The sequence below is a fragment of the Streptomyces marinisediminis genome (assembly GCF_026262575.1).
Lineage (GTDB): Bacteria > Actinomycetota > Actinomycetes > Streptomycetales > Streptomycetaceae > Streptomyces > Streptomyces marinisediminis.
Map to the genome: position 1 here is coordinate 1 of NZ_JAPKFL010000016.1, position 11,047 is coordinate 11,047.

11 protein-coding genes and 1 riboswitch are annotated in these 11,047 nt (G+C 72.9%); of the genes, 10 read left to right on the forward strand and 1 reads right to left on the reverse strand.

Annotated elements, in window-relative coordinates:
* Nucleotides 1-156 precede the first annotated feature (156 nt).
* The 10 genes from clsA to OSB71_RS14690 all read left to right on the forward strand — a co-directional run bounded on the left by clsA (nucleotide 157) and on the right by OSB71_RS14690 (nucleotide 10,424).
* Nucleotides 157-765, forward strand: coding sequence for a cardiolipin synthase ClsA (gene clsA, locus OSB71_RS14645; RefSeq protein WP_265948358.1), 609 nt, complete (start codon nucleotides 157-159; stop codon nucleotides 763-765).
* A 109-nt stretch (nucleotides 766-874) separates the two neighbouring features.
* Complete coding sequence (locus OSB71_RS14650) at nucleotides 875-3,370, forward strand: mannose-1-phosphate guanyltransferase (protein ID WP_265948573.1); 2,496 nt, start codon at nucleotides 875-877, stop codon at nucleotides 3,368-3,370.
* Nucleotides 3,371-3,442: 72 nt separating this feature from the next.
* Nucleotides 3,443-4,345: a DUF881 domain-containing protein gene (locus OSB71_RS14655; protein ID WP_265948360.1), complete on the forward strand. Its 903-nt coding sequence runs from the start codon at nucleotides 3,443-3,445 to the stop codon at nucleotides 4,343-4,345.
* Nucleotides 4,342-4,674 carry a small basic family protein gene (locus tag OSB71_RS14660; RefSeq protein ID WP_265948361.1) on the forward strand — a complete coding sequence of 111 codons (333 nt, stop codon included), beginning with the start codon at nucleotides 4,342-4,344 and terminating at the stop codon, nucleotides 4,672-4,674. Before OSB71_RS14655 ends, OSB71_RS14660 begins: the two co-directional genes overlap by 4 nt.
* A gap of 5 nt (nucleotides 4,675-4,679) precedes the next feature.
* Nucleotides 4,680-5,660 carry a DUF881 domain-containing protein gene (locus tag OSB71_RS14665; protein WP_265948363.1) on the forward strand — a complete coding sequence of 327 codons (981 nt, stop codon included), beginning with the start codon at nucleotides 4,680-4,682 and terminating at the stop codon, nucleotides 5,658-5,660.
* A gap of 57 nt (nucleotides 5,661-5,717) precedes the next feature.
* Nucleotides 5,718-6,602: a double zinc ribbon and FHA domain-containing protein gene (locus tag OSB71_RS24655; protein ID WP_265948365.1), complete on the forward strand. Its 885-nt coding sequence runs from the start codon at nucleotides 5,718-5,720 to the stop codon at nucleotides 6,600-6,602.
* A 25-nt stretch (nucleotides 6,603-6,627) separates the two neighbouring features.
* Nucleotides 6,628-7,368: a transcriptional regulator FtsR gene (ftsR, locus tag OSB71_RS14675; protein WP_265948366.1), complete on the forward strand. Its 741-nt coding sequence runs from the start codon at nucleotides 6,628-6,630 to the stop codon at nucleotides 7,366-7,368.
* Nucleotides 7,369-7,501: 133 nt separating this feature from the next.
* The gene (locus OSB71_RS14680) at nucleotides 7,502-7,975 is read left to right on the forward strand and encodes a bifunctional nuclease family protein (protein ID WP_265948367.1); all 474 of its coding nucleotides are present in this window, start codon (nucleotides 7,502-7,504) and stop codon (nucleotides 7,973-7,975) included.
* 196 nt (nucleotides 7,976-8,171) lie between these two features.
* On the forward strand, nucleotides 8,172-8,771 hold the full coding sequence (locus tag OSB71_RS14685; RefSeq protein WP_416237263.1) for a MerR family transcriptional regulator: 600 nt from the start codon (nucleotides 8,172-8,174) through the stop codon (nucleotides 8,769-8,771).
* Nucleotides 8,772-8,858: 87 nt separating this feature from the next.
* Nucleotides 8,859-10,424 carry a DNA polymerase IV gene (locus tag OSB71_RS14690; RefSeq protein WP_265948369.1) on the forward strand — a complete coding sequence of 522 codons (1,566 nt, stop codon included), beginning with the start codon at nucleotides 8,859-8,861 and terminating at the stop codon, nucleotides 10,422-10,424.
* Here the strand turns inward: OSB71_RS14690 and OSB71_RS14695 are convergent.
* Nucleotides 10,337-10,729, reverse strand: a complete 393-nt coding sequence (locus OSB71_RS14695) for a PRC-barrel domain-containing protein (RefSeq protein ID WP_265948576.1) — start codon at nucleotides 10,727-10,729, stop codon at nucleotides 10,337-10,339. The two genes, OSB71_RS14690 and OSB71_RS14695, sit on opposite strands and share 88 nt — an antisense overlap.
* A gap of 120 nt (nucleotides 10,730-10,849) precedes the next feature.
* Nucleotides 10,850-10,947, forward strand: a riboswitch (glycine riboswitch).
* The last annotated feature ends 100 nt before the right edge of the window (nucleotides 10,948-11,047 follow it).

Below are 11,047 nucleotides of genomic sequence, written 5' to 3' on the forward strand. Positions count from 1 at the left end.
TGGAAGAGCCCCGCTGGTCGAACCAGCGGGGCTCTTCCGCGTTGTGGTCCGGCCGGCCCCCGGGTCCGCCGGTTCCGTACCCCCGCGAGGCCTTCGTCCGGGCCTGCCGGTAAGGTCAGGGAGCAGGGTTGGCACGTTCCGGTCAGGAGGCCCCGGGTGGAGGTCCAGGAAACACGCGTCCAGACGGACCGGGTCCTCACCATTCCCAACGTGCTGAGCATGGCGCGCCTGCTCGGCGTCCCCGTGTTCCTGTGGCTCGTGCTGTGGCCGGAGTTCGGCGGCCCGAACGCCGACGGCTGGGCGCTCGCCGTTCTGGCGCTGAGCGGCGTGAGCGACTACCTGGACGGCAAGCTGGCCCGCCGGTGGAACCAGATCAGCAGCCTCGGCCGGATTCTGGACCCCGCGGCCGACCGCCTCTACATCCTGTCCACCCTCGTCGGCCTCACCTGGCGGGGCATTCTCCCGCTGTGGCTCACCGCGCTCCTGCTGTCCAGGGAGCTGGTCCTGCTGGTCATGGTGTGGCTGCTCGACCGGCGCGGTTTCGCCCCGCCGCAGGTCAACTTCCTCGGCAAAGCCGCGACCTTCAACCTCATGTACGCCTTCCCGCTCCTGCTTCTCAGTGACGGGGGCGGGTGGCTTGCGTCACTTGCCGCGATTTTCGGATGGGCGTTCGCTGGATGGGGTACAGCTCTGTACTGGTGGGCAGGAGCCCTCTACGTGGTCCAGGTCCGCCGGATTCTCAGGGCGGACAGCGTGACCGGCTGAGCCGACTCCGACAGCGTCGCGGAGCGAGGTGCCACCCCGTTTTCCCGGGAACCCCGCCGTGGGCTCGGTCAGGTCCGACCGTCGTCGTGTGAAGGAGGACGTTACCGACATGAAGGCCGTTGTGATGGCCGGTGGCGAAGGCACCCGCCTTCGTCCGATGACCGCGAGTATGCCCAAGCCCCTCCTGCCCGTGGCCAACCGGCCGATCATGGAGCACGTTCTCAGGCTGCTGAAACGTCACGGCCTGAACGAGACCGTGGTCACCGTGCAGTTCCTGGCCTCGCTGGTCAAGAACTACTTCGGTGACGGCGAAGAACTCGGCATGGACCTGACCTACGCCAACGAGGAGAAGCCGCTCGGCACGGCCGGCAGCGTGAAGAACGCCGAGGAGGCGCTGAAGGACGACTCCTTCCTCGTCATCTCCGGCGACGCGCTCACCGACTTCGACCTCACGGATCTGGTGAATTTCCACCGGGAGCGCGGCGCGCTCGTCACCGTGTGCCTGACGCGGGTCCCCAACCCGCTGGAGTTCGGCATCACCATCGTGGACGACGAGGGCCGGGTCGAGCGCTTTTTGGAGAAGCCCACCTGGGGCCAGGTCTTCTCCGACACCGTCAACACCGGCATCTACGTCATGGAGCCGGAGATCTTCGACTACGTCGACCCGGACGTCCCCGTCGACTGGTCGGGTGACGTCTTCCCCAAGCTGATGAAGGAAGGCAAGCCCATCTACGGCTACGTCGCCGAGGGCTACTGGGAAGACGTCGGCACGCACGAGAGCTACGTCAAGGCCCAGGCCGACGTCCTGGAGGGCAAGGTCGAGGTCGACATCGACGGCTTCGAGATCTCCCCGGGCGTGTGGGTGGCCGAGGGCGCCGAGGTGCACCCCGACGCCGTGCTGCGCGGCCCGCTGTACATCGGCGACTACGCCAAGGTGGAAAGCGGCGCCGAGCTGCGCGAGCACACGGTGATCGGGTCGAACGTCGTCGTCAAGAGCGGCGCCTTCCTGCACCGGGCCGTGGTGCACGACAACGTCTACATCGGTGAGCAGACCAACCTGCGCGGCTGCGTCATCGGCAAGAACACCGACGTCATGCGGGCCGCGCGGATCGAGGACGGCGCGGTCATCGGCGACGAGTGCCTGGTGGGCGAGGAGTCCATCGTCCAGGGCAACGTGCGCGTGTACCCGTTCAAGACGGTGGAGGCCGGCGCCTTCGTCAACACCTCCGTCATCTGGGAGTCGCGCGGCCAGGCGCACCTCTTCGGCGCCCGCGGCGTCTCCGGCATCCTGAACGTCGAGATCACCCCGGAACTCGCCGTGCGGCTCGCCGGCGCCTACGCGACCACGCTGAAGAAGGGTTCCACGGTCACCACCGCCCGGGACCACTCGCGCGGTGCCCGGGCGCTCAAGCGCGCCATCATCTCCGCGCTCCAGACCAGCGCCATCGACGTCCGCGACCTGGAGAACGTGCCGCTGCCCGTGGCCCGGCAGCAGACCGCCCGCGGCAGCGCCGGGGGCATCATGGTCCGCACGACGCCGGGCGTGCCCGACTCGGTGGACATCATGTTCTTCGACGAGCGCGGCGCGGATCTGTCCCAGGCCAGCCAGCGCAAGCTGGACCGGGTGTACGCCCGCCAGGAGTACCGGCGCGCCTTCCCCGGTGAGATCGGCGACCTCTCCTTCCCGGCCAGCGTCTTCGACTCCTACACCGGCGCCCTGCTGCGCGCCGTGGACACCAGCGGGGTGGCCGAGGCCGGGCTCAAGGTCGTCGTCGACGCCTCCGGCGGCAGCGCCGGGCTCGTCCTGCCCAGCCTGCTGGGCCGCCTCGGGGTGGACGCGCTCACCATCAACCCCGGTCTGAACGAGGCGCGGCCCACCGAGACGTCCGACGGCCGCCGCTCCGGGCTAGTGCGGCTGGGCGAGATCGTCGCCTCCGCCCGCGCGGCCTTCGGCGTGCGCTTCGACCCGGTCGGAGAGCGCCTGTCCCTGGTGGACGAGCGCGGCCGCATCATCGAGGACCACCGCGCGCTGCTGGTCATGCTGGACCTCATCGCCGCCGAGCGGCGCAGCGGCCGCGTCGCGCTGCCGGTGACCACGACCCGCATCGCCGAGCAGGTGGCCGCCTACCACGGCACCCAGGTGGAGTGGACGACGACGTCGCCGGACGACCTCACCCGGGTCGGCCGCGACGACGCGACGATCTTCGGCGGCGACGGCCGCGGCGGGTTCATCGTGCCGGAGTTCAGCTCCGTCTTCGACGGCGCCGCCGCCTTCGTGCGGCTCATCGGCCTGGTCGCGCGCACCCAGCTCACCCTGAGCCAGATCGACGCGCGCATCCCGCGCGCCCACGTCGTGCGCCGCGACCTGGCCACCCCGTGGGCGGTCAAGGGCCTGGTCATGCGGCACGTCGTCGAGGCGGCCGGGGACCGCTCCGTCGACACCACCGACGGGGTGCGCGTGGTGGAGTCCGACGGCCGCTGGGTGATGGTGCTGCCGGACCCGGCCGAGGCCGTCACGCACCTGTGGGCCGAGGGGCCGGACGACGCCTCCGCGCAGGCCCTGCTGGACGAGTGGGCCGCCGTCGTGGACGGCGCCGGGCGCTGACGCCCGCCCGCCCGGGCCCTCCGGCGGCGGATCGGAGGGCCCATTCGGCGGTACGCCCGCCGACGTGCGACGATGTGCGGCATGTCGCAGCAGCACCCCGCACGGAGTACCGCACCGCGGCCTGCGCGACCCGACGCCTCCATGTCGTTGCTGACCAACGTCATGGAACACAGCCTCGACGACGGCTACGCGGAGGCCGCGGCCCGGCGCGACGCCACCGGCCGCACGGGGCTGCCCCGCTCCCTGCGGGGCAAGCTCCTGCTCGCCCTCGGCCTGGTCCTGGCCGCGTCGGTGGTGACGCTGGGCGCCGCCCAGGCGCGCTACGACGCCCCCACCGCGGCCAAGGAACGCGAAGAGCTGATCGACCGCGTCGAGCAGGGCACCCGGGAGGCCGACGCCCTGGAGGCGCGGGTGCACGAGCTGCGCGAGGACGTGGCGGACATGCAGCGCGAGGCGCTGCGCGCCGACGGCACGCCGGACGACCTGATCAGCCTGCTGGCCGGCTCGGTGCCGGTCACCGGCCCCGGCGTCGAGGTGGTCGTCGACGACGCCGAGGACACCCGCGCCGGTGGCGACGGGCCGCGCGAGACGACCGGCTTCTCCGACACCGGGCGCGTCCGCGACCGCGACCTCCAGCTCGTGGTGAACGGGCTGTGGGCGTCGGGCGCCGAGGCCATCTCCATCAACGGCCAGCGGCTCACGTCGGTGTCGGCCATCCGGGCGGCGGGCGAGGCCATACTGGTCGACAACCGTCCCCTCGTCCCGCCGTACACCATCCGCGCGGTGGGGGACGGTCCCGACCTGCGTTCCCGGTTCGAGAGCAGCGTGGACGGCCAGTACCTGCGGGTACTGGAGGAGAACTACGACATCCAGGCCCGGACCACGGTGCGCGAGGAGCTGGAGCTGCCCGCCGCACCGAGCCTGAACATCGAAACCGCCGAGCCGCTCCCGAACGGAAAGGGCAGCCATTCGTGATCGCCGTACTGGGCCTCATCGTGGGAGTCGTGGCGGGGCTGGTGCTCCGGCCCGTGGTGCCGACGGCCGTGGAGCCCTACCTGCCCATCGCCGTGGTGGCGGCGCTGGACGCGGTCTTCGGCGGCCTGCGCGCCATGCTGGACGGCATCTTCGTCGACAAGGTCTTCGTGGTGTCGTTCCTGTCCAACGTCGTCGTCGCCGCGCTGATCGTCTTCCTCGGTGACAAGCTGGGGGTCGGGGCGCAGCTCTCCACGGGCGTGGTCGTCGTCCTGGGCATCCGCATCTTCTCCAACGCGGCCGCCATCCGGCGGCACCTGCTCGGGGCGTGAGGCCGATGAGCGAGGACGACGGCAGGGCACCGGAGCCCGGGCGCGGCGCGCGCGAACCCGAGGCCGCCCCCGACACGCCCGGGCCGGCGGCGCGCCCCGACCGGTCAGCGACCCCCGGGCCGGAGGCGCGCGGCGAGCCGGCGGCGCCCGGTCGCGCGGCACCTGACCAGCCGCCACCCGAACAGCCCGCCGAGCCCCCCGCCGACGCGGCACCGGGCGCGGAGCCGCCGGAGCCGGAGCCCACCGGGGCGGAGGACGCGGCGCAGCTCACCGGACGGCAGCGGCTGGCCGCCGGACTGTGGCCGCCGCGGCTGAACCGCAACCAACTGATCGCCGCTGCCCTGCTGTTCGTCCTGGGCCTGGGCCTGGCCATCCAGGTGCGCTCCACCAGCGAGGACAGCGCCCTGCGCGGCGCCCGCCAGGAGGACCTGGTGCGCATCCTGGACGAGCTCGACGACCGCACCACGCGCCTGGAGGAAGAGCGGGAGCGGCTGGAGAGCCAGCGCTCGGAGCTGGAGAACAGTTCGGACCAGGCCGAGGAGGCGCGCCGGCAGACCCGCGAGCGCGAACGCCAACTCGGTATCCTGGCCGGTACGGTGGGAGCCCAGGGGCCGGGTGTCCAGATGGAGATCAGCGCCCCGCCCGACGTCGTGGAGTCCGGTCAGCTCCTGGACGCCATCCAGGAACTGCGTGCCGCGGGCGCGGAGGCGATCGAGGTCAACGACGTGCGCGTGGTGGCCGACACGTACTTCACCGACACCGACGGGGGAGTGCGCGTCGACGGTCGCCCCGTCTCGCCGCCCTACCGGTTCCAGGTCATCGGCCGACCGCAGGACCTGGAACCGGCGCTGAACATCCCCGGCGGGGTGGTGCAGTCGCTCCAGGGCGACGGTGCCACGGTGACCATCACGCCCTCGGAGAACGTCGTCGTGGACGCCTTGCGGTCTCCGCAACGGCCTGACTACGCTCGGTCGCCATCGCGGTGATGCGAGGATGATCTCTTTGGGGGGCCGACGGGTCCGCGGCGCGTCGTGTGGTGGAAAATGTGTACTGGCCGCGGACGTTGGCCGGGGCCCGGCTCCGGCCTGTGTGAGCATCAAGGGTCTGTCCTGCCCCGCGGGCGGGTCTGTTTCGTGCGAGGGGAATCGCCCGTGAGTTTTCTTTCGAAGTTGTTCAGCAAGCGCAAGGACGCCGGTGGAGCCCACCGCGCGCCCAAGCACCAGCCGTCCGGCGAGCCCTCGCCGGAGGCCGGTGCCGAGCGTCCGCTCTTCCGCCCCGAGCCCACTGCTCCGGTTGGCGGCAATACGGGTGGTCAGGGCGCGGGTTCTGTTGACCCGGCCGCGGCCGGGCGCATAGGTTCCCAGGCACCATCGACCTCAGGTACGGGCGGAGGGTTGGGCGTGCCGGTCTGTCCCAGGTGCGGTAGCCAGGCGGCGGAGTCGAGCCGGTTCTGCTCCCACTGCGGCGCCCCGCTGCGCGGCGGCGCCCACGCCGCCGAGCGCCCTTCGGAGACGACGTCGACCATCTCGATCACCGGCCTGGAGGCGTACGACGCCGAGGCCACCGGTCAGACGCCGATGCTCTCCCCGGAGGCCGTCGCCGCCATCGACGCGCTGCCGGTCGGCTCCGCGCTGCTGGTCGTGCGCCGCGGGCCGAACTCGGGCGCCCGCTTCCTGCTGGACAGCGAGCTGACCACGGCCGGGCGCAGCCCGCAGAGCGACATCTTCCTCGACGACGTGACCGTCTCCCGCCGCCACGTGGAGTTCCGGCGCGGGGCGGACGGCGGCTTCACCGCGTCCGACGTGGGCAGTCTGAACGGCACGTACGTCAACCGCGAGCCGATCGACTCGGTGCCGCTCAACAACGGCGACGAGGTGCAGATCGGCAAGTTCCGCCTGGTGTTCTTCGCCCACCAGCGAGGTGCCTGACCAGCGAAACGTCCAGGGAAGGTTCATGCTGCACACACCGTCGGGCGGCGCCGCTGGCGGCGCCGCCACCGCGGACGAGGGCCCGATGAGCATCGGGGCCGTGCTCGGTCTGCTGCGCGAGGAGTTCCCCGACGTCACCGTCTCCAAGATCCGCTTCCTGGAGGCCGAGGGGCTCGTGGAGCCGCAGCGCACGCCGTCGGGCTACCGCAAGTTCACCGGCGGCGACGTCGAGCGGCTGGCGTTCGTGCTGCGGATGCAGCGCGACCACTACCTGCCGCTGAAGGTGATCAGGGAGCAGCTCGACGCGCTCGACCGCGGGGAGCAGGTGACCGTCCCCGGGCCCGCGCAGCCGCGTGACCTGCTGGACGGGGCCGCGGCGCCCCTCCAGCCGGTGGACGCCGCCCGGGTTGGCCGCGCCGAGCTGCTGGCCGCGGCCGAGGTGGGCGAGGAGGAGCTGGCCGAGTGGGAGTCCTACGGGCTGCTGGGGCCGGCCGAGGACGGCGGCTACGAGGCCGAGGCCGTGGAGATCGCCCGGCTCGTCGCCGACCTGGGGCGGTTCGGGCTCCAGGCGCGGCACCTGCGCGCGGCCCGGGCGGCCGCCGAACGCGAGGCCGGGCTGGTCGAGCAGATCGTGGCCCCGCTGCGCCGGCACCGCAACCCGCAGACCCGGACCCGCGCCGAGGCCACGGCCCGGGAGCTGGCCAGCCTGTCGGTGCGGCTGCACGCCACGCTGGTGCAGGCCGCGCTGCGTGCCCAGCAGCGGTGAGCTGCGGGTCCGGCGGCGCTGGGCCGCGTGCGCAGTGGCGCTGGGCGCGGCCCCGGCGGGCTCCCGCCCCCGATGGCCGGGTGCGGGAGTGCCCGACTACCCAAACCGGCGGGGCAGCGCCTAGGGTTGCTGTGTGAACGAGCTCGATGTCGTGGGTGTCCGGGTCGAAATGCCCTCCAACCAGCCGATCGTGCTGCTGCGTGAGGTGGGGGGCGACCGCTATCTGCCCATCTGGATCGGACCCGGCGAGGCGACGGCGATCGCCTTCGCGCAGCAGGGTATGACGCCGGCCCGTCCACTGACCCACGATCTCTTCAAGGACGTCCTGGAGGCGGTCGGGCAGGAACTCACGGCCGTCCGCATCACGGACCTGCGCGACGGCGTCTTCTACGCCGAACTGGTGTTTTCCAGCGGTGTCGAGGTCAGCGCCCGCCCGTCCGACGCCATAGCGCTCGCCCTGCGCACCGGAACGCCGATCTACGGCAGCGACGGGGTGCTGGACGACGCGGGCATCGCGATCCCGGACGAGCAGGAGGACGAGGTGGAGAAGTTCCGCGAGTTCCTCGACCAGATCTCGCCCGAGGACTTCGGCACCAGCAACCAGTGACGCGGCGGCTCTCCGGCCGCGTCGGGCCAAAGGCACGCCTTTACCCGGTACCAGGTCACGCCAAACCACACGTTAGGTGACTATCACCCGGCGTGCCGAGTGTGGCGATCGTTGACGCACTCGGGGTGACTGCCTACCGTCATGGAGGCAGGTCCCGGAGGCGTCAACTCGGGACGTGAAGGGATGGAGGGTCGGCGTGACCAGCACCGGCGACGGCGGGTCCGTGAGCAGCCCGCTCCCGCTGCCCGGGGCCCTTCCGCACCCCGCCCGGCAGCCAGCGGCGGAAGCGGCGGACGCCTCCGGCGAGCGGGTCGGCTACCGGGGGCCGACGGCCTGCGCGGCGGCCGGCATCACCTACCGCCAGTTGGACTACTGGGCGCGCACCGGGCTGGTCGAGCCCAGCGTCCGCCCCGCGTTCGGCTCGGGGACGCACCGGCTCTACAGCTTCCGGGACGTCGTCGTCCTGAAGATCGTCAAGCGGCTGCTGGACACCGGTGTCTCCCTGCAGAACATCCGCACCGCCGTCCGGCACCTGCGCAGCCGCGGCCTGCCCGACCTGCCGCAGCTCACCCTCATGAGCGACGGGGCCACCGTCTACGAGTGCTCCTCGCCGGACGAGGTCGTCGAGTTGCTCCAGGGCGGCCAGGGGGTTTTCGGCATCGCGGTGGGCGTCGTCTGGCGGGACGTGGAGTCCACGCTGTCGCATCTGCACGCGGAGCGGGTCGACACCGGCGAGACGCTGGTCAGGGAGCACCCGGGCGACGAGCTGGCCAGGCGCCGCAACCGCGCCGGCTGACCTGCCGGGCCCCGGACACGGCCGGCGAGCGCCCGCCCTCGCCGCGCCGTGCGGCGACTGTCAGCGCCGTGCGGCAGCATCGGGGGTGTGAGAGCCGCACCGACGATCCTCCACCTGGACATGGACGCGTTCTACGCGGCCGTCGAGCAGGCGGCCAAGCCCAGCCTGCGCGGGAAGCCGGTGATCGTCGGCGGCCTCGGTCCGCGCGGCGTCGTGGCCACCGCCTCCTACGAGGCACGCCGCTTCGGCGTGCACTCGGCCATGCCCACCGCCCAGGCCCGCAGGCGCTGCCCGAACGCCGCCTACCTCACGCCCCGCTTCACCCTCTACCGCGACATCAGCCAGATCGTCATGGACCTGCTGGGTCGGCTCTCGCCGCTGGTGGAGCCGCTGAGCCTGGACGAAGCCTTCGTGGACCTGGAAGCCGGCGGCGTCCGCGCCGACACGGCCGCCGCCCGGGAGGCCGGGCACCGGCTGCGGGCCGCCATCCGGGCCGCGACGGGCCTGAGCGCCTCGGTCGGGCTCGCCGGTTCCAAGATGCTCGCCAAGATCGGCTCCGAGCGGGCCAAACCGGACGGGCTGGTCGTCATCGAACCGGGCACCGAGCGGGAGCTGCTCGCCCCGCTGACCGTCCGCACCCTGCCGGGCGTGGGCCCGGCCACGGCCGAGACCCTGCGCCGCGCGGGCATCACCACCGTCGGCGAGGCGGTCGAGGCCGGTCAGGACGAGCTGCTGCGCCTGCTCGGCCGGGCGCACGGGCTCGCCCTCCACGCCATGGCCCAGGGGCGCGACGACCGGCCGGTGGTGGCCGAGCGGGTCTCGAAGTCCGTCTCGGTGGAGGACACCTTCGACGTGGACGTCACCGACCGGGTCCGCATCCAGGCCGAGGTGGGACGGCTGGCCGAGCGGTGCGCCCAGCGGCTGCGGGCCGCCGGACGCTCGGGCCGCACCGTGGTGATCAAGGTGCGCCGGTACGACTTCGCCACCCTGACCCGCTCCGACACGCTGCGCGGGCCCACCGACGACCCGGCGGTCATCCGGGAGGCCGCGGCGCGGCTGCTGGACGCCGTCGACACCACCGCGGGCGTGCGGCTGCTCGGGGTCGGCGTCAGCGGGCTGGCCGACTTCACCCAGGAGGACCTCTTCGCCCAGGCGGCTCCGGCCCCGGTCGCGCCGGGGTCGGAGCCGGTCGAGCCCGCCCCCGGCGCGCAGCACCCGCCGGCGGCACCGACCGACGCGGCACCGGTCGGCGCTGAGCCGACCGGTGCGGAACAGCACGGCACGGAGCAGGACGGCACGGCGCCGACCGGCACGGAGTCGGCCGACGCGGCACCGGGCGGCGCGGGACCGGCCCCGGCCGAGCGGGTCTGGCTGCCCGGGCTCGACGTCAGGCACGCCGAGTTCGGGCCGGGGTGGGTGCAGGGCAGCGGCGTGGGCCGGGTCACGGTGCGCTTCGAGCAGCCCGGCTCGCCACCGGGCCGCGTGCGCACATTCCGGGCCGACGACCCGGCCCTCACGCCCGGCGAGCCGCTGCCCCTCACGCCCGGCGCGGCGGCACCCGGGTCCTACTCCCCGGCCCCGGCGACGCGCTTGGCCTCCTCCCCGCCGGCGGGCGGCCCCGGCTCACCGACCGTGGGCACCTCCAGCCCGTAGTGGTGGTAGAGCTGGAGCTCCTGCTCGGGGGAGAGGTGCCGCCCCACCCCGAAGTCCGGCGCGTCCTTGATCAGCGTCCGGGTGAAGGGCACCCGCAGCGCCTCGTCCACCACCTCGCTCGGCTCCAGGGGCACGAAGGCGTCCCGGCCGAACAGCCCGGTGCGCACGGCCGCCCACTCGGGCCGTCCGGTCGCGTCGTCGAGGTACACCTCGTCCACGGTGCCGATCTTCGCTCCGTCCCTGTCGAACGCCTTGCTTCCTATCAGGCTCCGCGGGTCGATGTCGGTCTGCACGGTTTCCTCCACCTGGTAGCCGTTTTCCCCGAAAGTCCCTGCCACAACGAAAGGACACAACCCGCGCCGTGGCCAGTCGGCGGCGCGCCCGGTGCCGTCCGGGCGGGCGCTGGTAGGCTCGTAGACGGCTGCTGACCCCGCGCGGGAGAGTCCTCCGGTACGAGTTCCGGGGGCGCCGAAGGAGCAAACCCTCCCCGGAATCTCTCAGGCACACGTACCGTGCGGGTGAGGTCACTCTGGAAAGCAGGGTGGGTCACGGGGTGCCACGGCGCCCCCGCGCTCCTCCTCACCGACGGTGAAAACCGGGGCATGGCTGGTCGGCCCGGTGAA